25 protein-coding genes and 1 tRNA gene are annotated in these 21,528 nt (G+C 43.1%); 8 read left to right on the plus strand and 18 right to left on the minus strand.

Annotated elements, in window-relative coordinates:
- From Q4549_RS19865 to ruvA, 10 genes are all read right to left on the minus strand, one after another.
- Positions 1-76 (minus strand) — tRNA-Lys (locus Q4549_RS19865).
- A gap of 197 nt (positions 77-273) precedes the next feature.
- Positions 274-1,041, minus strand: coding sequence for a tol-pal system protein YbgF (ybgF, locus tag Q4549_RS19870; protein WP_303551276.1), 768 nt, complete (start codon positions 1,039-1,041; stop codon positions 274-276).
- A 25-nt stretch (positions 1,042-1,066) separates the two neighbouring features.
- Positions 1,067-1,630, minus strand: coding sequence for a peptidoglycan-associated lipoprotein Pal (gene pal / locus Q4549_RS19875; protein WP_137674526.1), 564 nt, complete (start codon positions 1,628-1,630; stop codon positions 1,067-1,069).
- A gap of 30 nt (positions 1,631-1,660) precedes the next feature.
- Entirely contained in the window at positions 1,661-3,007 is a 1,347-nt protein-coding gene (tolB, locus tag Q4549_RS19880) for a Tol-Pal system beta propeller repeat protein TolB (RefSeq protein WP_174235970.1), read from the minus strand.
- An 8-nt stretch (positions 3,008-3,015) separates the two neighbouring features.
- Positions 3,016-3,990 carry a cell envelope integrity protein TolA gene (gene tolA / locus Q4549_RS19885; RefSeq protein ID WP_303551272.1) on the minus strand — a complete coding sequence of 325 codons (975 nt, stop codon included), beginning with the start codon at positions 3,988-3,990 and terminating at the stop codon, positions 3,016-3,018.
- 13 nt (positions 3,991-4,003) lie between these two features.
- The gene (gene tolR / locus Q4549_RS19890; RefSeq protein ID WP_137674524.1) at positions 4,004-4,441 is read right to left on the minus strand and encodes a protein TolR; all 438 of its coding nucleotides are present in this window, start codon (positions 4,439-4,441) and stop codon (positions 4,004-4,006) included.
- 12 nt (positions 4,442-4,453) lie between these two features.
- The gene (tolQ, locus tag Q4549_RS19895) at positions 4,454-5,137 is read right to left on the minus strand and encodes a protein TolQ (protein WP_137674523.1); all 684 of its coding nucleotides are present in this window, start codon (positions 5,135-5,137) and stop codon (positions 4,454-4,456) included.
- Entirely contained in the window at positions 5,127-5,525 is a 399-nt protein-coding gene (gene ybgC / locus Q4549_RS19900; protein ID WP_137674522.1) for a tol-pal system-associated acyl-CoA thioesterase, read from the minus strand. Before ybgC ends, tolQ begins: the two co-directional genes overlap by 11 nt.
- A 173-nt stretch (positions 5,526-5,698) precedes the next feature.
- The gene (gene ruvB / locus Q4549_RS19905; protein ID WP_303551269.1) at positions 5,699-6,706 is read right to left on the minus strand and encodes a Holliday junction branch migration DNA helicase RuvB; all 1,008 of its coding nucleotides are present in this window, start codon (positions 6,704-6,706) and stop codon (positions 5,699-5,701) included.
- 15 nt (positions 6,707-6,721) lie between these two features.
- Entirely contained in the window at positions 6,722-7,342 is a 621-nt protein-coding gene (ruvA, locus tag Q4549_RS19910; RefSeq protein ID WP_303515412.1) for a Holliday junction branch migration protein RuvA, read from the minus strand.
- 224 nt (positions 7,343-7,566) lie between these two features.
- On the opposite strand from ruvA, the gene Q4549_RS19915 reads away from it, so the two are divergent.
- Positions 7,567-7,911, plus strand: a complete 345-nt coding sequence (locus tag Q4549_RS19915) for a hypothetical protein (RefSeq protein WP_303551266.1) — start codon at positions 7,567-7,569, stop codon at positions 7,909-7,911.
- A gap of 55 nt (positions 7,912-7,966) precedes the next feature.
- Here Q4549_RS19915 and Q4549_RS19920 read toward each other — a convergent pair whose 3' ends face one another.
- Genes Q4549_RS19920 through Q4549_RS19930 form a run of 3 tightly spaced genes read right to left on the minus strand, consistent with a single transcriptional unit; the run spans position 7,967 to position 13,009 of the window.
- Positions 7,967-11,071, minus strand: coding sequence for an efflux RND transporter permease subunit (locus tag Q4549_RS19920; protein WP_303551263.1), 3,105 nt, complete (start codon positions 11,069-11,071; stop codon positions 7,967-7,969).
- Positions 11,064-12,365: an efflux RND transporter periplasmic adaptor subunit gene (locus Q4549_RS19925; RefSeq protein WP_303551260.1), complete on the minus strand. Its 1,302-nt coding sequence runs from the start codon at positions 12,363-12,365 to the stop codon at positions 11,064-11,066. The genes Q4549_RS19920 and Q4549_RS19925 overlap by 8 nt, the downstream gene beginning before the upstream one ends.
- The gene (locus Q4549_RS19930; protein WP_303515417.1) at positions 12,362-13,009 is read right to left on the minus strand and encodes a TetR/AcrR family transcriptional regulator; all 648 of its coding nucleotides are present in this window, start codon (positions 13,007-13,009) and stop codon (positions 12,362-12,364) included. Before Q4549_RS19930 ends, Q4549_RS19925 begins: the two co-directional genes overlap by 4 nt.
- 355 nt (positions 13,010-13,364) lie before the next feature.
- Between Q4549_RS19930 and Q4549_RS19935 the strand changes: the two genes are divergently transcribed.
- From Q4549_RS19935 to Q4549_RS19955, 5 genes are all read left to right on the plus strand, one after another.
- Complete coding sequence (locus Q4549_RS19935; RefSeq protein ID WP_303551257.1) at positions 13,365-13,772, plus strand: hypothetical protein; 408 nt, start codon at positions 13,365-13,367, stop codon at positions 13,770-13,772.
- A 9-nt stretch (positions 13,773-13,781) separates the two neighbouring features.
- Complete coding sequence (locus tag Q4549_RS19940) at positions 13,782-14,162, plus strand: hypothetical protein (protein ID WP_303551254.1); 381 nt, start codon at positions 13,782-13,784, stop codon at positions 14,160-14,162.
- A complete protein-coding gene (locus Q4549_RS19945; protein ID WP_303551251.1) occupies positions 14,162-14,320 on the plus strand; it encodes a hypothetical protein in 159 nt (52 codons plus the stop codon). The genes Q4549_RS19940 and Q4549_RS19945 overlap by 1 nt, the downstream gene beginning before the upstream one ends.
- A 128-nt stretch (positions 14,321-14,448) precedes the next feature.
- Complete coding sequence (rssA, locus tag Q4549_RS19950) at positions 14,449-15,381, plus strand: patatin-like phospholipase RssA (protein ID WP_303551249.1); 933 nt, start codon at positions 14,449-14,451, stop codon at positions 15,379-15,381.
- Positions 15,382-15,561: 180 nt separating this feature from the next.
- Positions 15,562-16,503, plus strand: coding sequence for a YeiH family protein (locus tag Q4549_RS19955; protein ID WP_303551246.1), 942 nt, complete (start codon positions 15,562-15,564; stop codon positions 16,501-16,503).
- Between the two features lie 45 nt (positions 16,504-16,548).
- On the opposite strand, the gene Q4549_RS19960 is transcribed toward Q4549_RS19955, so the two are convergent.
- The gene (locus Q4549_RS19960) at positions 16,549-16,710 is read right to left on the minus strand and encodes a hypothetical protein (RefSeq protein ID WP_303551243.1); all 162 of its coding nucleotides are present in this window, start codon (positions 16,708-16,710) and stop codon (positions 16,549-16,551) included.
- 176 nt (positions 16,711-16,886) lie between these two features.
- Between Q4549_RS19960 and Q4549_RS19965 the strand changes: the two genes are divergently transcribed.
- On the plus strand, positions 16,887-17,351 hold the full coding sequence (locus Q4549_RS19965) for a hypothetical protein (RefSeq protein WP_303515432.1): 465 nt from the start codon (positions 16,887-16,889) through the stop codon (positions 17,349-17,351).
- Here Q4549_RS19965 and Q4549_RS19970 read toward each other — a convergent pair.
- From Q4549_RS19970 to Q4549_RS19985, 4 genes are all read right to left on the minus strand, one after another.
- Complete coding sequence (locus Q4549_RS19970) at positions 17,348-18,169, minus strand: Mbeg1-like protein (protein ID WP_303515435.1); 822 nt, start codon at positions 18,167-18,169, stop codon at positions 17,348-17,350. The genes Q4549_RS19965 and Q4549_RS19970 overlap by 4 nt on opposite strands.
- An 89-nt stretch (positions 18,170-18,258) precedes the next feature.
- Positions 18,259-18,834, minus strand: coding sequence for a hypothetical protein (locus tag Q4549_RS19975; protein WP_303551240.1), 576 nt, complete (start codon positions 18,832-18,834; stop codon positions 18,259-18,261).
- A gap of 44 nt (positions 18,835-18,878) precedes the next feature.
- Entirely contained in the window at positions 18,879-19,658 is a 780-nt protein-coding gene (locus Q4549_RS19980) for an alpha/beta fold hydrolase (protein WP_303551237.1), read from the minus strand.
- Positions 19,648-20,667 (minus strand): DUF2817 domain-containing protein, encoded by a 1,020-nt coding sequence (locus Q4549_RS19985; protein ID WP_303551230.1) that lies wholly within the window; start codon positions 20,665-20,667, stop codon positions 19,648-19,650. The genes Q4549_RS19980 and Q4549_RS19985 overlap by 11 nt, the downstream gene beginning before the upstream one ends.
- Positions 20,668-20,831: 164 nt before the next feature.
- Between Q4549_RS19985 and Q4549_RS19990 the strand changes: the two genes are divergently transcribed.
- Positions 20,832-21,524, plus strand: coding sequence for a sensor histidine kinase KdpD (locus Q4549_RS19990; protein ID WP_137674506.1), 693 nt, complete (start codon positions 20,832-20,834; stop codon positions 21,522-21,524).
- Positions 21,525-21,528: the final 4 nt, after the last annotated feature.

Raw genomic sequence — 21,528 nt, forward strand, 5'->3', positions numbered from 1 at the left:
TGGTGGGTTGTGAAGGATTTGAACCTTCGACCAATTGATTAAAAGTCAACTGCTCTACCAACTGAGCTAACAACCCGCTCTGAACTTCAGTTAAATCCGGCTCAAAATTGCCTCTGCAATTGCCCCGACTCAACGGCGGCCTATGATACGGATTTAAGACTGTTGTGCAATAGTATTTTGAATCTTTTTTTCTAAGCGTTCAGCAATTAAGCAACCAGCTTCATGTTTGTACAGAATTTTGAATTTGCTGAACTTTATTCGCTTAAAAGCGCGTTAAAACTGCGCTAAGCGATTCTGTGCCAATCCTGCTGCTGCAGTATTTGGATGCTCTTTTACGACGCGAGCAAACAAGCTTTTTGCCTCTTCATTGTTATTTTGAAATTGTGCAATGATACCCAATTTTAACAATGACTCAGCAACCTTATTAGATTGCGGATAATCGTTAACAACTTTATTAAACTGTTCTGAGGCCGCATCACGTTGTCCACGTGTATATTGTAGCTGGCCTAACCAATAATGCGCGTTAGGTGCATAATTGGATTTAGGGTAGTCAGCAATAAAGCCTTGAAAAGCCGGTATGGCAGCGTCGTAATCTTTATCTTGCATAACCAAAGCCACAGCGGCGTCGTAAGCTTGGTCTTCACCGGCAGCGGTTGACGCAGCAGAATCGGTGGTTGATTTTGCGGTCACAGGCGAACTTTGTACTTGAGCGAATCTGCGATCCATTTCTTGATAGATTTCGCGTTGGCGCTCAATCATTTGTTCAATTTGATAATTACTCTGCTCTAGCTGACCCACTAAGGTAGACATGCTGTTAGACATATCTTCTACTTGATTTTGTAAGTCGAGTTGAACTTGATTACGCGCTTGCAACATACGCTCTAAGCGCTCAATGCGTTGCTCTAAACTTAAGCTAGACGCGGTTGACGTAACAGCTACAGCCTTTGATGAGCTACCGGCTTCCTCTACAGGGGCGGCGGCATAAATACTAGCGGAAAATAAAACGGCTACAGAAGTAGCCGTAATCATATTAAGTTTCATAAATTACTCTACACGATTAAGCGTATTAATAAACTAACACAGCACGACGATTCTTAGCCATAGCTGCTTCGGTATGAGAATTATCTACAGGCTTCTCTTCGCCGTAACTTACGATTGAGATCTGCGATGCTAACACACCCAAACTTTGCAAATATTTTGAAACGGCTTTACCACGGCGTTCGCCCAACGCGATGTTGTACTCTGGCGTGCCTTTTTCATCGGTATGGCCTTCAATTAGCACTGATACCGATGGGTTATCACGTAAGTAGCTAGCGTGAGCTTCAAGAATTTCGGCGTATTCACCGCCGATGTCTGAACGGTCAAACTCAAAGTAAACCACTTGGCTTTGACGTAATTCAGCAGCCTTTTGGCGCTCTTCTTCTTCAGCACTCAACACTGGATCAACTGAACCAACTTCTACGCCGCCAGCTGTTTCGTCATTAGTGGTATCTTCGATAATAACGGTTTCTCCACCGGCTTTATCTGTTTCGCTCACATCACTATCGCTAGTGTTGTTTGAGCTACACGCTGCTAAACCCGCAAAGGCTAAACCTAAAAATATTGTTTTTACTACTCTTTCGAATTGCATTATGGATTCCTTGTAATCACATAGTTTTTTCTAGTTTAAAAAAGGAGACCAAGCTGGAGCGCGTACACTGCCCTCTTTAGCTGGTAAAGTTGCTTTAAATCTTCCGTCCATGGACACCAATGCCAACACTTGGCGGCCACCGGCCACTGTGCTGTACATAATCATGCTTCCGTTCGGCGCAATTGTTGGCGACTCATCTAATTGAGTGCGCGTTAATACTTGTACGTAACCTGTATCAAAATCTTGGCGAGCAATGCGATATTGGCCGTTAACACGACTCACCATTACCAGTGCTGAACCGTCAGGTGTTACCGAGCCACCTAAGTTCATTTCACCTTCCCAGGTAACGCGGTTGATTTTGTTAGTGTCTAAGTTAACTTTGTAAATTTGTGGTTTACCACCACGCTCCGAAGAAAACAGTAAATCGTTGCCACTTGGCAACCAGGTAGGCTCAGTATCGATTCGACGGTTTTTAGTGATACGTTTTAACTTTTTACTGGCAACTTCAATCACGTAAATATCTGGTTGGCCATCTTTTGATAATACCAAGGCGATTTTGGAACCGTCTGGTGACCATTCTGGCGCCCCATTAATACCGCTAAAAGAAGTGAGTTTGGTGCGTTGTGACGTATAGATATCTTGAACGTAAATCTCTGCAGTACGGTTCTCAAAGCTTACGTAGGCCAGTTGGCGGCCGTCTGGCGACCAAGAAGGTGACATAAGCGGTTCTTGAGAGCGCAATAAGGTTTTTTCATTGTGACCGTCATAATCAGCAATGCGTAATTGATATGGGTAGGTAGCTTCATTGTTCACCACTACGTAAGCGATACGAGTGAGAAATGCACCTCGCTCACCAGTCAATGACTGATAAACACCATCCGAGATCAAATGCGACATTTGGCGCAACTGAGCGCGTGCAACACTTTTGAAACGGTCGAGCAAAATATGATCTTGGCTAGTCACTAACTGACCATCTTTTAGCTCTTGTTTATTGCCCGCGGTTACTTGCCCTCGTAATACATCTACCAAGGTGTAACTCACTTTGAACTTACCCGCCTCTAGCGCTTCTACTTTTCCGGTCAGTACCGCTTCTACGCCTAATGCAGCCCACGCTTCATAATCAATTTGTTCTATTGATTGTGGGGTTTGCGGCATATCACTAATGGCAACAGGGTTGAACTTGCCTGAGCGGCGTAAGTCATCCGCGACTACTTTCGCTAAATCTAGAGGGACGTCTCCATGTCCTTGCCATACAAACGGCACTACCCCAACAGGGCGAGCACTGTCTACACCTTCCGTGATTACAATTTCTAGGTTAGCTTGAGCAACATTCATAAATGCGAACACTAAGCTCACACTCACTAAGAATTTTTTCATCATCACAGCTATTCCGGTTTTAAGGTTAAAGTAATATTTTTCATTTTCGCAAATACATCTGGGTCTTTAGAAACGGGTAACGACACCGCTTTTTTAATCGCTCGACGAGCGGATTCACACACTGCTCTATCACCTTTACCATCGCCGATACTGGTAACAAAACCGCTAGAGGCCAAAGTGAGCTGGATCTGGCACTGTCTACCTAACATGCTTGGTTCAATCAACCAGTTACGTTGAATAGTAGACATAATTAACGCGCGGTACTTATCTACCTCACCAAGTACTTGGCGTTGATGTCTGGCATTTGCTTCTACAGCCATTTCCGACTGCATTTGACGCTCAAACTCAGCTTCCTGGCGAGCGATTTCAGCTTGGCGTTTACGTTCAGTTTCAGCTTTAGCCGCTTTCTCAGAAGCAACTCTCGCCTCTTCTTCTTTACGTTTGCGAGTTTCTTCTGCTTTACGTGCCGCTTCTTCAGCTTTCTTTTGCTGTTCCACTTTACGCACTCGCTCGGCTTCTGCAGCCACGGCGGCAGCTTCTGCTACTTTGCGCTGTTCTTCTTTCTTAACTCGCTCAGCCTCGGCTTTAGCTGCCTTTTGCTGCTCTAGTTTTTGTTTTTCTTTGGCTCGGCGGGCTTGTTCGTCCGCTTTTTTCTTAGCGTTTTCCTGCTGGCGTTTTTCCAACTCCAGTTGCTTAATTCGCTTTTCTTCAGCTAAGCGCTTTTTACGCGCTTGCTCGGCGTCTTTCTCGGCCTTGGCAATACGTTGTTTTTCTTTATCTACCTTGGCTTGTTGCTGATTCTTTAAACGTTCAACTTGCTGAGTCACTTGATTAATGTCTACAGCCGTTGCGTTAATAATAGGTGCACTCGGTGTTGGCTCTAGCTTCACTCTCTCAAAATCTACCGACCATACCAAAGCGATAAACAACCCGGCATGCAGCACAATTGAAATAATAACCGATAGGCTAAATGGCGACTTCAATGCTATTCCTATTCTAATTATTGTCGGGTTGGGTCATTAAACCCACAGAAGGTACACCTGCACTTTGCAGCAATACCATTAAGTTAATAATTTGTTCATAGCGAACATTTTTGTCACCACGCACTACCACAGGTAAATCAGGGTCTAACTGCAGATGCGCGATCACCAAAGCTTGTAGATCGTCTCCAGACACCGATTGCTTAGCAGAGTCACTGTTATCGCCAGTGTCTAAAAAGTACTGACCACTTTCATCTACGGTAGCAACCAACGGTGGTTTACTGTCTTCGGGCATTGCTTCTGCGCTAGCCTGAGGCAAATCCACTTTTACCCCTTGGGTAATGAGCGGAGCAGTTACCATGAAAATGATCAGCAGCACCAACATCACATCGATATAGGGCACCACATTAATCTCGGCAACTAAGCGTCTTTTAGGACGTTGATAATGGTTCACTCTCGCCCCTTACTAGTTAGCGCCAGTGTGCGTTTGACGATGCAAAATACTGGAAAACTCTTCCATAAAGTTGGCATAACCATTTTCTAGTTTAGCCACCCCGGTCGAAAAACGGTTAAAGGCAATAACCGCAGGAATAGCAGCAAATAGGCCCATAGCCGTTGCGATAAGCGCTTCGGCAATGCCTGGTGCAACCATATTCAAACTGGCTTGTTGAACTTCGCCTAAGGCGATAAAAGCGTTCATAATGCCCCACACGGTACCAAACAAACCGATATACGGGCTAATTGAACCAATTGTTGCTAGCATCGGCAGCTGGTTTTCTAAGGACTCAACTTCGCGAGACAAAGATACCCGCATACTTCGGTAAGTACCGTCCATAACCGCGTCAGCACTTCTGCCGCTGGTTTTATGTAATCGTACATATTCTCTAAAGCCTGAATGGAAGATTTGTTCCATTCCTTGTAAATGATCAGCACGCGCGTTGCTTTCTTGATACAGTTTGTTGAGGTCTACACCAGACCAAAACTTCTGTTCAAAACTATCACTAGACGATTTTGCAGCCTTAAGTACTCGATTACGATTAATTATCATCGCCCACGAGTAAATAGACATACTCACCAACAATAACATTACAAACTTAACTAATAGGCTCGCCTGCCAAAACAAGCCGATAAATGACATATCAGAGTGCACCGAGTAAATCCTCTTTAAGTGTTTCAGGAATGGCCGTGGCCTTCATTGATGACAATGTGACACAAGCCACGGTAACCATTCCGTGGGCAATGACTTGTTGTGCAGCATTTGTGATTGTTTGTTCGAAAACCATGCTTGCTCGTTTCATCGTATCAATTCGCGTTGTTACGTTGAGCATTTGGTTAAATCGAGCAGGAAGCTTGTAGTCGATAGTAAGAGAACGAACAACAAAACAAAGATCTTGTTCCATCAAGGTATCTTGATCGTAGCCGAGCTCTCGTAGCCATTCTGTACGCGCTCGTTCAAAGTACTTGATATGGTTAGCATGATAAACAACGCCTCCCGCATCAGTATCTTCGTAATAAACCCGAACAGCTAAAACCGACATTACACCTACCCTAGTATTTCAATTAGAAAATACTATACACAGGCAAGTGCATAAGGTTAAGACTCAAACCACTTAATTTAGAGAATTGCGTGAGAAAACTGGGGTAACGGCTTAAAACTAAACACTTTAAGCCGATTTTTAAACCACACTGTCGTGACTAAACGACAGCATTTTTAACGCTTAGGTATATCAAAACCCAAGTGTAAATAGGCTTTATCGCTAGCAATGCGACCACGTGGGGTACGTTGTAAATAGCCTTGCTGAATAAGAAACGGTTCGAGTACATCTTCAATGGTTTCTTTATCTTCACCAATGGCTGCAGCAAGGTTGTCTAAGCCAACGGGACCTCCTGCAAAAGTTTCCGTTATCGCTTTGAGTAGCTTAGTGTCCATATAGTCGAAACCAGCACTGTCTACGCTCAGTAAATCTAGCGCCTTAGCAGCTACTTCTTGCGTTACTTTGCCATCAAATTTTACATCAGCAAAGTCACGAACACGTCGCAGTAAACGGTTAGCGATACGCGGGGTTCCTCGTGAACGCCTAGCAACTTCCCACGCCCCTTCAGCATCAAGCTCTAAATTTAGATAATGCGCACTTCGTTTAACAATCTCGGCCAAGTCGCCGGTTTTATAAAACTCCAAGCGTTGCACAATACCAAAGCGGTCCCGCAAGGGTGACGTTAACATGCCAGCGCGCGTGGTGGCGCCAATCAACGTAAATGGGGGCAAATCGAGTTTAATCGAGCGGGCCGCTGGGCCTTCGCCAATCATAATGTCCAGCTGGTAATCTTCCATCGCTGGGTACAGTACTTCTTCAACTACTGCGCTAAGTCGATGAATTTCATCAATAAACAATACGTCGCCAGGTTCAAGATTAGTGAGCAAAGCTGCCAAGTCACCAGCTTTCTCTAATACAGGGCCAGAGGTGGTTTTAATATTCACATCGAGCTCGTTAGCCACAATGTTGGCTAAGGTGGTTTTACCTAAACCCGGAGGACCAAAAATTAACAAATGATCGAGCGCGTCATCTCTGCGCCTAGCTGCTTCAATAAATATTTCTAATTGTTCAACTACCGCTTGCTGGCCGGTGTAATCATCCAGCTTTTTGGGTCTAATCGCGCGGTCTACAGTTTCTTCTTCAATCACCGGCGTGGCTGAAACTAAGCGATCTGCTTCAATCATTTACTCTACCTTTGTTCACAAAGCCGCTTTTAGTGCTTCGCGGATCAACTCTTCACTGCTCATGCCGTTTGAATAAACTTGCTTAACCAGTTTTTCTGCTTGAATGCCTTTATAACCCAGCGACTCAAGCGCTGCAACGGCTTCTTCTTTAGGATCAACCGTAGCTACTAAGGGTAAGTCACCATGACTAGATAAACTGTCGCTTAGTGGTGTTGCCGGTAGTTCGGCATTCCAGTTCTTCAAACGGTCTTTCATTTCAACTAACAAACGTTCGGCAGTTTTTTTACCAATGCCAGGCACTTTTACCAAACTTGATAAGTCTTCGTGTTTAACCGCGAAGACAAACTGCTCGCAACTTAAGCCAGACAAAATGGCTAAGGCCACCTTAGGCCCAATACCGTTTACTTTTATCAGCTCGCGGAATAACGAACGCGAGGCTTTGTCGTGAAAACCATAAAGTAATTGGGCATCTTCTCGCACAATAAAATGCGTTAATAAACGCACCGATTCACCCAGTTCGGGCAATTGGTAAAAGCAATTCATAGGAAGTTGTATTTCGTAGCCTACTCCGGCTACATCTATCAATACAAAAGGTGGGACTTTTTCTTCTAAGATACCTTTAATGGTAGCGATCACTGCAAAGACTCCTAACTTTAGATAGCGTAAGCTTACCTTAAATACTGGATATATATCCAGCCCTCTATATTTGAAATTGGGAAATGTGTTGGCTAAGGGCTGATTAACTCGGGCAGCGACAACTCTATGAGTCTGTTAGCGATATATCTAAAACAAAAAGTTGCCATTACAATTGAACAAATAACCAACAAGGAGAGTGCATATAAACTAAATCGAGGTAACACATGAATAAATTAATACTTATCGTTTCCGCTAGCCTGTTTGTTTTAACTGGCTGTTCTAACACTCCCACTACTTACCATGGCGTAACGCTATTGGAAGACGACCGAGATATCTCTCAATGCACCGCGCTTGGCAGTGTTTATTACACTAGCCATCATGATTCAAAAGGACATGAAGCTCGCGATGAATATGTAAAATCGGTGCGACCGCAGTATCCAACGGCAGACACAGTATCAATCACCAGCTATCGTCAGGCCTCAAAAAAAGCCTTTAGGCGAGATGTGGCCATTAGAGGAATTGCTTATCAGTGTTACGACTTAGCCTCAGCAAACACCTCTACTGGCTAATTTCGTAAATCGACTAAGCCTCATGCTCAAATAGGCAAGAGGCTTGGACATATAACTAATGTAAGCTTTTATGTTTATGCACTAAGTTCCAATCGGCCAAAATAGCGTAGGCCGCCGGGATAATAAACAATACCATCATCGTAGACGCTACAATTCCAAACACAATAGACACCACAATAGGCTGCACCACTTGTGCTTGTAAACTGGTCTCTAACAACAACGGCAGTAAACCTGCTGCAGTGGTAAGTGAGGTTAAAAATACCGCTCTGAAGCGTTCTTTACTGGCGTTCACCACCGCTTGATAAACATCGTCTCTTTCATCTAAATGGTGCCGAATATATTGCACCAGCAATATGGAGTCATTCGTTACAATCCCAGCCAATGAAATAAAGCCTAGAATAGACGGCATACTTAGACTGTGTCCTAACAAAAAGTGTCCCCACAACACACCTATTAACGCCATGGGAATAACGGTTAATACAATCACGGGTTCAAGGTAGCTTCTAAATTGGAAACTCAAAATGGCAAAAACACCAAAAATGCCAATTGTGAAGCTCTTACCCAAAGACGACCCCACTTTAGCGCTCTCTTTAGCCTCGCCTTCAAAATCAACTCTTAAGCCAGGTATCTTAGCGATTAGCTCCGGAAGAAAACTTTTTTGAACCAATTGCATCACTTCGTTGGTATTAGCAACTCGAGTATCAACATCAGCCATCACAGTTACCGTACGTAAGCCGTCTATACGCTGAATGCGGACAAACGATCGTTGATATTCTAAGTTGGCAATTGAAGATAGAGGCACTTGTTTTCCGTCGCTAAGCACTACCGGGAAATTAGCCAAGGCTTGTAAACTACCGGATTGCGACTTATCTAAACGTACATCGATTTGAATGTTTTCAGGGCCAAGTTGAAATTCATCCGCAATCGCTCCTTGATAAGACGCTCTCAGTTGTTCTGCCACCATTTGTCCGTTTACATTAAAAGATTCAGCGCCACCACGTAACGAAATTACCACCTCTTCTTTACCGGGTCGCATGTCATCAAGGATGCTATTCACCCCTTTAAACTGGCTCAAATAGGCTTGCAACTCTACCGAGGCAGTTTTTAAGGTGTCTAAATCTGAATGCTGTAGCCTCACTTCAACAGCTCGTCCTGCTGGCCCCATAGTAGGTTGCGTAAACGCCAACGCTAACGGTAAAGCTTGCTCACCTACTTGTTCACGCCAAGCACTAATGAACTCTTCGATATAAGTATTGCGCACTTCTGCTGATAAAATATCTAAACGAACAGTTGCCACATGCGGACCAGATTCTCCGGCATCAGCGTTGTAATTGTATTGAGCGGTAATGTCGTGAATTAAACGCTGCGGCTCGTTATTTTGTTCGGTAAATTGTTTGCCAACTTGACGGGCAGCAGTCACAATTTCTGCCACTAAGGTTTCGGTTTGCGATAAGCTTGAACCGGGTGGGAGAATGATTCTTGCTTCAGCAATATCGCCATCAAGTTCAGGGAACGCGGTAAACTTTAGTAAACCGCTTACCACCAACGAAAACGATAGCAGCAATAAGCCGAATACCGCACCCACAGAAACATAGCGCCACTTAACCACAAAGGTTACAGCCGGCACTAATTTGTTAAGGCGAAAATCTTCAAACATATTAAGGAACTTGGCTTTAAAGCCAGACTCTGGCTTTTCAATGCCTTGATGTTGCAAAGTGTGGCGCAGGTGGTTTGGCAAAATGAGAAATGCCTCTACCAAGCTAATACACAGCACTAACAGCAATGCCATTGGCACTACGCTTAACACTGCGCCCATTTGGCCATCTAGCCACATCAAACTACCCAGCACAAAAATGGTAGTAAAGAAGGATGAAATAACCCCTGGTGCCGCTTTTTTAACCCCCTTAACTACCGCTTCGTCAGCACTCATTCCCCGCTCTAAATGCGCAGCTATCGACTCAGCGATTACAATCGCGTCATCCATCATAATGCCAATGGCCATTAGTAAACCGACTAAGGTCATAATGTTGATCGATAAGCCGAACACCGACATTAAGAACATGCCCCCCATAAATGCAACGGGTAGACCGGCGGCTATCCAAAACGAATATCGCAGTGAAAAGAATAGCCACATGCTCAAAAATACCAAAATGATGCCTTGCCAGCCGTTTTTAAGCATCATGTTTAAACGGTCGCTCAACAGTGACGACATATCATTGGTTAAGGTTAGGCTTACCCCGTTTGGTGCAACCAGACGCTGGTCATCAACAAAATGTTGAACCGAATCTTTTATTCGCAAGGCATCGTCGGCTTTGTTTTTACTGATTTTGAGCATCGCAGAGGGCAAGTCGTTAAACAGTATTTTTTCTTCATCTAACTCAAAGCGATCACTAATATTTGCGACATCGCCTAAATACACCACGCTGCCATTGCTGTCTGAGGCGACAACGGTTTTTGCTAATGCTATTGGGTCTCGCTTTCGCTGATCAAAACGGATCAGCAAATTCTTTTCATTTAATTCAATGGTGCCTGCTGGCAAATTGATATTCTGTTGGCTAATAGTGCTAGCAATATCGTTAACACTTAAGTTCAGTCGCCGTAGCGCTGTTTGGTCTAACTCCACCCGTAACTGGTGATCAGAAAAGCCACTCACACTCACCATGGCCACGTCGTAATCTACTTTTAGAATGTGTTTCAATTCTTCAGCATAGGCTTTTAAATCGGGCCAACTAGCTGGCGCACTAATAGCGATATCCACTACCGGCTCAGCCCAATCCATTTCTTTTACTACTGGCGGTTCAATTTGCTCAGGAAAGTCTTTAATGGCGTTTATTTCGGTTTGTATATCCACCAACATGCGACCAACATCTGCGTCACCATCTAACTTAACAATTAAAGAACCTAAGCCTTCAACAGCCTCACAGCGCGTTTCTTCAATATTAGACAAGCCGTCTACTGCATCTTCCATGCGCATACATAAGCTTTCTTCTACTTCGCTTGGCGACGCGCCAGGGTAAACCACCGTTGCAATAATAAAGGGGTTAGTAAACTCCGGAAATGTTTCACGTTTTAAGGTACCTAAGCTGCTTAACCCCAGCAGCAAAAAGGTGATCATGCACAAATTGGCAAGGGTTGGGTGCCGAATAAAGAAATTAAGCATCGCCCTGCTCCTTGGTACGCAAGGTCATGCCATTTACAGCAGGAATTAAATCATTAAGAATGAGTATTTGCCCCTCATGCAACTCACCACTAATCGCAACGCCCTGCTCACTTCTAAACAACACATTAATGGGCAGTATTTGAAGGTTCTTCTGTTCATCCATTAAATAGATATTGGTGCCATGTAAAGCTCGCTCTGGCACCACAAAATGAGATTGAGGATAGCCTTGAATTTTCGCTTGCACAAACATGCCTTTGGTTAAGGGGATCTGTTGAGCAAGATCCATCGCCGCGAGATTTTGCTCAACCTCTAAAAACATGCCAACAGTGGCTTGAGCAACATTGACCGATTCGGCAACTCTAGCGACTTTTGCTGGCCATTTGTATTCAATGCCTGAAGCCACCAAGCTAATAGATGCATCAAAATTTAAGTCGTCAATGGAAGGTAAACCCGCTGTGTTCTGATAGTGTTGAACGCTAGCGATCAGCTGGCGCATATCGCCCAAAGACAACTGTACATCGGCGACCATTGTGTCGAGTTTTTGCGCCACTACCATGACCGATTGCAAGTTAACTACCTGCTCGTTTTCAATATTAACTTCCGCTATTTTGGCATCAAAAGGCAATACAATTTCGGTTTTACTTAGTTGCCGTTTGGCGTCTTCATATTTGGCTTGCTCTACAGCTAATTGCGCTTCTAATACACGGCGATCATCAGGTACTAACTGCAGTGCATTTTCTAACTCTTGAATTACTTTATTTTGTATCAGTACATTTTGTTTTTCATTCTCTAACTCAGAGCTTGAAATAAGGTTTTGTGTTTTAAGTTTTTGTTTTCGTAAGTACTCTTCTTCCACCAATAACGCCCGCTGTCGCTCTATCGATAAACTGGTTTTTAGATTGGTTTCTTCCTGAACTAAGCGGGTGATTTGGGTTTTGCTAGCGTTTAAATTTGCTTCCGCCTGAGTCATTTTTAAGGTGTATTCCAAGGGATCTATTTTTAACAACAATGTCCCTTGTTTAAGAAACCGCCCTTCTTCTAGCTGCGGATGACGAAACACCAAATTGCCACTCACCTCGGCAACAGCTTCCCAATTGGTTTTAGGTTCAACCTGACCAAAAGCAATCGCCATGGGTGCGGCATCAACTTTAGTTAGCGTTGTTACTTCCACTAAGCGAGATGATTGATGCTCAGTGTTTAACGGCACCACTTCTTTACTGGTGATAGCTAACACCAGCACAATTATGCCTATTGCTACGCCAGGTATAATTAGCCAAGGTTTAGTGATGCTCATGAATCGGTTCCTTTGTGTTTAAATAAGCCACGTTGTAGCAATTGAATATTGTGGTCTGCTAGTTTCAAAAACTTAGCTTTAGATAATGCGATTTGATTGGCTTGTAACAAGCGTTCTGGTATCAAAAATGGAAATACCATTAAACTTAAAAAACTTAGCTGAGCTAGCTCTGTGTCAACGTCGTCTAGTAACACATTGTTGCTTAATAGCTGGTCGAATAAATGTTTGCTTTTAAAGCGCCCCATATTGTCGATCATATGTTGCAGTTGTTGAGCACTTTCATGTTCTTTAGGGGTGTTGCTCAGCTTAAATATAAGCTTAGGAAAATACGGGTTTTCTACCATTGTTTGGTAGTAACTGCGCATCAAACGCCCTAAGTCATCGGCATCGAAATCACGACTGGCTTTATCCAAAGTAGCAAAAACTGGTTTTGCCACGCTGTTAAGCATTTCTCCAAACAACTGAGCTTTAGATCCAAAGTAATAGCGTATTAAAGCCGCATCCACTTCTGCCTTGTTCGCTATCATGCGAATTGACACTTTGTCGTAATCAAGGCTCACGAACAATTCTGTGGCTGCCAACAGCAGCTGTTCTCGAGCTTGGCTATCCCCTTTGGGTCGGCCAACTTTGTTCTTAATGGTCATAATCGTTTGGTTATTCTTCAACTGTAGAATAATTCTAATCTAAATGTTAAATCGGTGCGTTAAGTTAAATTCCTCAATCCAATGCATTCAATGAATTTTGTGAAACTCATCGCTTCAAGCCATTGTTAAAGAAAGCCTTATTGCAAACTCTCAGATGCTTTACTCTTTCACGCTGGAGCCTACTGGAAGAGCGGTATTAACCTCAGACATACCGTTAGCTATACGGAAAGTGACATATCTATAAGTCATTTATCGATATTTCTAAACACTAGGTGAATCAATATACTCTCTCCTAAATAGGATTCATCAGACACCGGACGTCACCATACAAATAAGTATCTAATAAGGTGACACGATGACAATACAATTTAGCAAAGGTTTTCTCGGCGTAATCTTCGGGCTAACGGCTTTTATCGCCCCTCATTCCCTAGCTAGCGAACTAACTGAAACCACTTATCAACGTTACGAACAACAAACCGCTTGCGCTGCTTCGGTCATTTATCTGCAACAAAAGGTATCTAACGACGCGTTTGACAGCGGATATACCCCTCAAGAATTAATGAACCTGGAAATAAGCTACGAACAAGCAGCCTTAGTGCACTTAAGCACTTGGGATGAACTGAGTCATACCGAACTAGGTAGCGATGAAGACCTTAAGCGCATCACCTTCACCGAAATTGGTCGACGATTTGGTTGGATGCAGTCTTTAGACAGCGACAGTTACGCTGAACAAGTACTGAGCTCACTCAATGACTGTATATAGGATTCAATCATGCTAAAACTATTAAAATCATTACGTAGTAAACGCGCGCTACAAAAACAATTACAACACTTGGATGTAGATCCTTACCTAAGTGCTATGTTGATGAAAAGCATTACCCGCAACGAATGGGGAAAACACAGTGTAGCAACCAGTCACATGAACGAGGCGCAAGCAGGAATATTTAGCTTACACCTCATTGTTATAGCTTCTCGAGAACTCGCACACTTAAGGCGCCAGTGGTTTGGCTATAAGGTATTCAACGAATTGTTAGCAGCTAACGCTTTAGACCTTGGTTATTTAGAACAACAGCAAACCAGTACCGCACTCAATAAAATGAAGTGTTTGCAAATGCCGCACTACAACATTGCTAAAACAGTTTGGGGAACCTAATGAGAAGAAGACAAGAACGCAAACAGCTTATCTGGTGTGTGGCTTACGCCCTACTAGGGTTTACCATTGGAATGGCAACAGTAAAAGCAGAAAACGCCGTTTGCCAAGAGGACTACCAACAGTTTGTTCAAGGCGAAGTATTAAGAAACCAGCACTAGCGCTATTGGTACCGCGATTAAAGCAAGCTGATTACTTTAACGTGAATCTGTTGCTTGCGCCGTTGCAGTCACCGCTAATATCAGCAACACTTGCTCGGTAAATACTTGGATTCACAGAGAGATAAAGGATGCCGAATAAAAAGGACCCGGTTATCGGGCTTGCCCTAGGCAGTGGCGCTGCTAGGGGGTGGTCGCATTTAGGTGTCATTTTGGCTTTACGCGAAATGGGCATACAACCTCATATTGTATCCGGTTGCTCCATTGGCGCATTAGTGGGTGCAGCTTATGCCTGTCATCGAGTAGATAAGCTTACCGATTGGGCCTTAAGCCTATCTAGCTGGCAAGTATTTAACTTAATGGATTTCTCGTTGTATAGAGGCGGATTACTCACTGGTGAGAAAGTGTTTAATGCCGCCGAACAATACATTGGTAGCGACAGCATAGAGCAGCTAGATATTCCTTTTGGAGCAGTAGCCACAGAGTTAGAATCTGGTAAGGAGATTTGGCTACAAAAAGGCAGCGTGCGAGACGCCGTACGTTCATCTTGTGCTATGCCCGGGTTAATGGCGCCTTATCGATTAAACGACCAATGGTTGGTTGATGGAGCAGTGGTTAATCCAGTGCCTGTTTCTTTATGCCGAGCCATGGGAGCGGATGTAGTTATTGCGGTAAACCTAAACAACGATAAATCACGGATTGCACTACTCGATGACGACTTAAACGAGACCCTTAGCCACAATGAAAACCCCAGTAATCAGCCATTTTGGCGTTTATTAGGCGGCGGCAAAGACTACCTCAATTCCATGCTAAGCAATTTAAAGCAACAAAACAGCAACCGCTCTCCGGGAATGATTGGGGTAATGTCTACTTCAATAAACATCATGCAAGAACGATTAACCCGCACTCGTATGGCTGGCGATCCACCAGATATCCTACTTTCGCCTAAACTTGGAGATATCGGCATCATGGATTTTCATCGAGCGGAAGAAGCCATTAGCGAAGGGAAAAGGGTTACTGAGTTAATGCGCCCACAAATCGAAGAAGAGCTTTTTTACCGATAACGAGATAAAACTAGACACTGAATAATATTGATTAATTTAATCAATATTATTGATAATAAATATAATATATCAATAAAAACAATAACATATTTATCTTTAGTCGATTTTCATCAATCAAAACTTACTCTACCCTCAGAAGCGCCAAGGCTCTACAATAAAACTCTATTCGATGGGGGCGATATGCAGATAAACCTTAAACAATTTCAAGCCGCAGACCTACTATGTATCGCCATTGCCCTATTGGTGTTAAGTCCTTGGGTTAATGGCCCTGCTGCCTTAGTTATAGGTGCCTGTTTAGCGAGTTTTGGATTTACGCCTAAAGCAATTAATATTGGCGCAGCAACTAAACGTTTATTAGCCATCTCGGTGGTAGGTTTAGGTTTCGGCATTTCCATCGACCAAGCCATTGAATACACCCAAAATGGATTTGGCCTTATTGTAGGTTCTATTCTATTTACCTTAATATTGGGCACTGTAGTCACCAAGCTACTCGGTATTGAAAGAAAAACTGGCTATCTGATCTCTGTAGGTACTGCTATATGCGGTGGTAGCGCAATTGCTGCAGTCTCGCCGGCGATAAAAGCCAGCAGCAAACAAATCTCATTGGCGCTTGCTACGGTATTTATTCTTAACGCTTGTGGCTTATTTCTTTTCCCAGTACTGGGCCACCTTTTTGATTTAAGCCAAAACCAATTTGGCTATTGGGCAGCCATTGCTATTCATGATACATCTTCAGTTGTTGGTGCTGCCGCAGCTTACGGCGACGAAGCGCTAACGGTGGCAACCACCGTTAAGCTAGCGCGAGCGTTATGGATCATTCCAGTAGCCTTATTAAGCGCGGTCTACTTTAAAGAGAAAGATGGAAAATTCTCTTTCCCCTACTTCATCGTTTTTTACATACTCACCATGCTGGTGAGCAACTATGTGCCTATGTTTGATAGCCTATATCAAGGCTTGTTTAGCATATCTAAACAATTATTGGGTGTGTGTTTGTTTTTAATCGGCTACGGGTTAACCGCAAAGAATATGCAAAGTGCTGGAATCAAACCCTTATTACTGGGAGTAAGTCTTTGGATTAGTATCGCCAGCGTCTCATTATTGATTATACTGGCTTATTATTAAAAATAGCTTGGATGGCTTGAACGCTTTAGTAGGTTAGAAACAGGCTTAACGAGATTGCTTATCTCGCTTAAATGAAAATGAGCAAAGTAACATAGCGATGACTGCAACAAACGCGCTAGCTTCAAAAATAGCTCGGGTAAGATCAGCGCTAAACCAAGCAGCAATCAAACTCATCACAACAACTAATAACAATAACTTACGTAACATAGCATCTCTCCAGTTAAGCTTATCCTAACCCTTGCTATGCCCCTTACAAATTCACTTTTCCTATAAGCTATTTCCCTTACTTATATAGTGCCACTGATAGATACGCGAATAATAATTAGACATACATCACATTTTTGGTAGAATCGTCGGCGATTCCTAAACTTACGGCAGAAATAATGCTTCGAACTTTGCTCTATCGAATTCTTTTTCCATTCATTATTGTGCTGCTGGTTATGATCCTAGCCATTTTGCAAATGCAGAAAGTGACCTTAGCGAAGTTTTACGACAAAGAGCTCAGTGTGTCTGATTACCTTAATTGGTTTTCCACCCACCCCGCCAACACTGTTGATGTACTCACCGTACTTAAAGCCAAACAGCCAAATCATCATGGTGGAACCACCAAAGATTGGTGCCCTAGCGTAAGTTCTGACGACGGTTTTGTTCATATTAGCTATTTGGACGAGCAACCCGTGTGTTGCATGTTAGGTAAAGGCCAGCGTTACGTTTACTACAAGGAAAATGAACAGGAAATCACTTTACTGTGTGGCCGTTGGCCAAGAACGGAAGTAGTGAGCGTGAACAAGAAAGGAATGCGCGCTGTGCAGTCCTATCGTAGTGCCAACCCAATTGTTCAACCTTAATGTTCGTCAAAGTAGTCTTTATTACGAATATACTTGCGCATGTAATGGTAAGTAAAAGGAAGCAGTAACCAACTCACTATCGATTTAGATAAGCGATACCAGGTTGGCGTGTTCTCGTAAATTTTCTCGTCATGCAACCAAAGCATTCGTCCTACGTGCCAATACATAAATGGCACTGGCGGCAAAAACGTGACTACATCTAAGTCACAACAGATTCGATAGGTTTTTCGGTGTAGCGTGTAATGCTTTTTAAAGTTCCACAATCCCGTTGCTGGTTGACCAAAAGTAACCACCCGTTTCACTTTTTTGGGGTACTTCCTCTCTAAACGATCTGCCACTAACACTGCCATGCAACCACCAGAGGAATGCCCAGTAAGTGATATGCGTTTTCCCTGTGCCATTAAGGGTAACAGTATCGACTCTAGCCGCTGGTAAACGGTCAGCTGATGTTTGCTACGGTGTGGGTCACAACTTAACTGTTCGAGCAGCTGCAAATAGCCCCAGTGCACATGATATTGATAGCCTTCTGCCACATACTTTTTAGGTATAAATGCCAAGTTAACTAACCAATCAAAAATGTTCATTGAGCCGCGAAAAACCACAATCACTTCGTCTTTGTTTTCCTTCCATAATACACGTGTGGTAGAACGTCCCCAGCGGTCAAACACATCTTGATAAACGTATTTGTCTAATTGCTCAACCATGCCTTCCATCGCAGAGGGATAAGCGAGTCGGCACAACACTGCGTAGCGTTCATATTGGTAACGTTTTAGCTTTTTGAGTTTAGCTGTGGGTTCTTGATGTACAGTGTGGTTCAACAGCAAATCCGAGATTGAATAAGGTAGCTTATTGAAACACAGTGTTTCCTGCGCAATATGACACTTTAGTGAAACCACACAACTTAACCTTACTCAGCGTAATGCTTTAGCCAGTATTGTTGAGCTCGTTGTGGGTTTGGGGCAACAAGTTTGAACACATAACCCTTAGTAGTGGTGTGCGCCGCAAAAAAGCTGATAGCTTGAACACTACCACTTTCTTTTCGCTCTACCCTGCCCCAATGTTGATTGAAACTTAGTAAATCTGGGAAAGCTAACTGTAATACTTGTTGGCGGCATTGCGCGTCACTACTAGGGAACAGAACCAGCAAGCTTGCTTGTTGCCAAGGTTTGTTTTGGCTAATCAAAGCAAGCTGCTTTACAAGAGTTGCTGTCCAAGCTAACTCAACAATGAGCAAGCGGCCTTTTAAAGGTGCAAGCGTTTTGTTGATACAGCTAGAGCTAGTGGGTAGGACAACTTGTATATGGTCTTTTAGTTTAGGCTCAAAGCCTGAGCTTTGCGTATTGGCGAGATGTTGAGTTAACTCTGTTACTTTTTCCAATCTAAGCGTAAGTTTCGGATAAGCGCCTTCTACTACCTCTAGGGCTAACTGGTTAGCATATAAAAGTGGGCTAAAAAGTACTAATAGTGTCATCCATAACTTCATATGTCACATCCTTCTACTCTACCAGTTTTAGTCTTAGATGAGGTCTAATCTGAGGTCAAGCTTTCTAACCACGCTTGTATTTGTTTTGCAGTCCAATCGGGTGCGTCTAACGGTAAGTCATGCCCGGCGCTTGTATGTTGCTTATGTGTGCAGGCCCAATGCTTGGCGAGCTGCCCACTACATTCCGCACTAACCAACTGATCTTGCTGACTACTTAACACCAAAACAGACACCACTGGTTTAATGGCTAATTTAAACAACATCGCTGCTTTTAACTGACTAAAGGCATTTGTCTTTGTTACAACATGTTCCTTTGACCATGCTAGCCAGTTTTCCACAACATCGCCATGTAAGGCTGGAAATTGGCTTGTTACGTTCATTATTCGCTGCTGTCGTTGTCTATCTGTTTTAGCAAATAAAATACCCCACACTTTTAGGTATGACTGCCATCTTAAACGCTGATAAAACGGCGAAAACGCTGCGTTTGAAGAATTGATTAATGTTATCGAGTGTATTTCTTGTGGGTATTTATCTGCCCAATCTACTGCCAACATTCCCCCCAAAGAAATCGCGACTAAATCAACCTTGTTTATCTCAAGCGGACTTAGTTTTAGTTGAATCCTCAAAGATTGTCGCAACTCGGCAATACTTAACGGACTTCTAAGGTTTGCAAGCGAACCATTCCCAGGAATATCAAAGCTTAATATCTTTCGCTCAGGTAAAGTTTGCTGAAGAACTGTTTTGAAAAATCCCCAATGGCGTTGCTCGCGAACTAAGCCTCGAATAAGCACGATTGGACGAGGCTCCCGATTTTTATTTGTCATTAAACCATTTGTCCTTAGCCAATTTTGTAGCACATTTTAGCGGCTCAGTTTGATGAAGTACGCGCCAAGAGTAGCTGGCGTTAATTAAAAACTCCATTAGCACCAAGTGTCGCCTTAAAACACGCTGAACGCGATGTGGTTTCATTGGATGGTACAAACCTAAACTACTAAACACTTGTAAGGGGTTTTTCTTTAACCAACGCCAAGATCCCATTTCCAAGGTTAGTGGGATGAAGATGCCTGGTCGTTTTAATGATTGCTCGTAGCAATAATCCCAGAGATCACCATTGCAGACGTAATGTTTGGTTTGAGGCTCAAATAAGTAGTTTTGATGGGGAAAGCTCTCAAAAAATACCTGGCGTAAACGATATACAGAACCAATATCTTCAATAGCCGTGGTGGCAGACTTTGCATAGGGAAACCAAATTCGATCTTGGTGACCAAAACCACTGTGGCAATCCAACACTAAACTAAATGGTCTGCCAAAAAGGTGTTGTTCGGCAAAGTCATAAATGGCTTGGCTTTCTGTTTCCATAACGCCGTTTTTATTCCCCTGATACCAAGGTAACCGTCGACTAATACGCTGGCCTCCCACCATAAACGTCGCCTTACCTTTCGCATAACTTGGAGAATTGCGCATTAGGTCTACCCCATTACCATTAGCTCTTCGCTGTAACACCATTCCGCTCGGGTTTACGATGGGAATGAAAACCAGATAACACGCCTCTAACAACAACAGTAGTTGTTTGTCCCAATCCAAACGGTTTAACAAACTATCCATAAAAGACAGCACAACTTGGCTACCAATGCGTTCTACTCCATGGACCCCACCAACAAAACAAATAGCAGGTTTGTCTTGACTCGCATTACCGAGTGAGATCAGATGTACCGGAAAGCTGTCGGTTTTACATTCAACTTGGCAAAGCTGTTTTACCGTGACTTTGTCTTGGTGTTTATTAAGTAAGGCTAAAAGCTGTTCCATCTCTGGAAATTCAGATTGGCTTCGCATCGCTAGTCCACTTGCTATAATTGGCAAAATACATCTAGCAAAAAGCCATTGCAGATATATTACACTGGTGACTTATTTAGACCATTCAGCTTTTGGAAGTAGTTGATTTTGCGAGAAAGCTTAGCTTCAGTTACACTGCAATTAAGCGTAAAAAAGGATACATCATGCCACTTAACGACAAGCTCGATTTTTCTTCGGTTTTGGCTACCGCCGTTCACGATATGAAAAACTCTTTAGGCATGTTGACCCAATCAACTGAAGCAATCGCGCTTCGTTCTAAGCAGAATGGCCGTGAAGATAGCGAAGAGTTATCTCGCTTGCATTACGAGGTGTCTCGTTTAAATGGCAGTTTGATGCAGCTTCTCGCGCTATATCGCTTTGAAAAAAAACAATTACCCATGACCATTGAAGAGAATTATCTAGAAGATTTACTCAACGATGTGTACTACAAAAACAAAAGCTTCATTGAACAAACCCAAATGAAAATAGATATTGAGGTGGATGAATCTCTAAGCTGGTACTTCGATGTCACCCTAATTGAGTATCTGTTAAGTGATGTAGTAATTAACGCGCTGCGCTATTCTAAAAAACAAATTAAAATATCTGCAAAACAAGCCGATAACTATTTATGTATACAAGTAGATGATGATGGCGACGGTTTTCCACAAAGCATTATTGACCTAGCAAATGCAAAAGTAGCGTCTCAACTAGATTTTGTTAATAATCGTAGTGGTTTAGGTTTGTTTTTCGCGAAATTGATCGCTAAAGCACATATAAATTCGGGCAAGGAAGGTAGAATACATATCGAAAATGGCAGCTTCTTAGGTGGTAGTCGTTTTAGCTTGTATCTCCCATAGCCCA

Source organism: Agarivorans sp. 2_MG-2023, from assembly GCF_030548085.1.
Taxonomy (GTDB): domain Bacteria; phylum Pseudomonadota; class Gammaproteobacteria; order Enterobacterales; family Celerinatantimonadaceae; genus Agarivorans.

Bases quoted from the DNA above. Each gene is read 5' to 3' on its own strand.
- ybgF (WP_303551276.1), bottom strand. From the start codon at position 1,041: ATGAAACTTAATATGATTACGGCTACTTCTGTAGCCGTTTTATTTTCC.
- pal (WP_137674526.1), bottom strand. From the start codon at position 1,630: ATGCAATTCGAAAGAGTAGTAAAAACAATATTTTTAGGTTTAGCCTTT.
- tolB (WP_174235970.1), bottom strand. From the start codon at position 3,007: ATGAAAAAATTCTTAGTGAGTGTGAGCTTAGTGTTCGCATTTATGAAT.
- ybgC (WP_137674522.1), bottom strand. From the start codon at position 5,525: ATGTCGGTTTTAGCTGTTCGGGTTTATTACGAAGATACTGATGCGGGA.
- ruvB (WP_303551269.1), bottom strand. From the start codon at position 6,706: ATGATTGAAGCAGATCGCTTAGTTTCAGCCACGCCGGTGATTGAAGAA.
- Q4549_RS19915 (WP_303551266.1), top strand. From the start codon at position 7,567: ATGAATAAATTAATACTTATCGTTTCCGCTAGCCTGTTTGTTTTAACT.
- Q4549_RS19920 (WP_303551263.1), bottom strand. From the start codon at position 11,071: ATGCTTAATTTCTTTATTCGGCACCCAACCCTTGCCAATTTGTGCATG.
- Q4549_RS19925 (WP_303551260.1), bottom strand. From the start codon at position 12,365: ATGAGCATCACTAAACCTTGGCTAATTATACCTGGCGTAGCAATAGGC.
- Q4549_RS19930 (WP_303515417.1), bottom strand. From the start codon at position 13,009: ATGACCATTAAGAACAAAGTTGGCCGACCCAAAGGGGATAGCCAAGCT.
- Q4549_RS19935 (WP_303551257.1), top strand. From the start codon at position 13,365: ATGACAATACAATTTAGCAAAGGTTTTCTCGGCGTAATCTTCGGGCTA.
- Q4549_RS19940 (WP_303551254.1), top strand. From the start codon at position 13,782: ATGCTAAAACTATTAAAATCATTACGTAGTAAACGCGCGCTACAAAAA.
- Q4549_RS19945 (WP_303551251.1), top strand. From the start codon at position 14,162: ATGAGAAGAAGACAAGAACGCAAACAGCTTATCTGGTGTGTGGCTTAC.
- rssA (WP_303551249.1), top strand. From the start codon at position 14,449: ATGCCGAATAAAAAGGACCCGGTTATCGGGCTTGCCCTAGGCAGTGGC.
- Q4549_RS19955 (WP_303551246.1), top strand. From the start codon at position 15,562: ATGCAGATAAACCTTAAACAATTTCAAGCCGCAGACCTACTATGTATC.
- Q4549_RS19960 (WP_303551243.1), bottom strand. From the start codon at position 16,710: ATGTTACGTAAGTTATTGTTATTAGTTGTTGTGATGAGTTTGATTGCT.
- Q4549_RS19965 (WP_303515432.1), top strand. From the start codon at position 16,887: ATGCTTCGAACTTTGCTCTATCGAATTCTTTTTCCATTCATTATTGTG.
- Q4549_RS19975 (WP_303551240.1), bottom strand. From the start codon at position 18,834: ATGAAGTTATGGATGACACTATTAGTACTTTTTAGCCCACTTTTATAT.
- Q4549_RS19980 (WP_303551237.1), bottom strand. From the start codon at position 19,658: ATGACAAATAAAAATCGGGAGCCTCGTCCAATCGTGCTTATTCGAGGC.
- Q4549_RS19985 (WP_303551230.1), bottom strand. From the start codon at position 20,667: ATGCGAAGCCAATCTGAATTTCCAGAGATGGAACAGCTTTTAGCCTTA.
- Q4549_RS19990 (WP_137674506.1), top strand. From the start codon at position 20,832: ATGCCACTTAACGACAAGCTCGATTTTTCTTCGGTTTTGGCTACCGCC.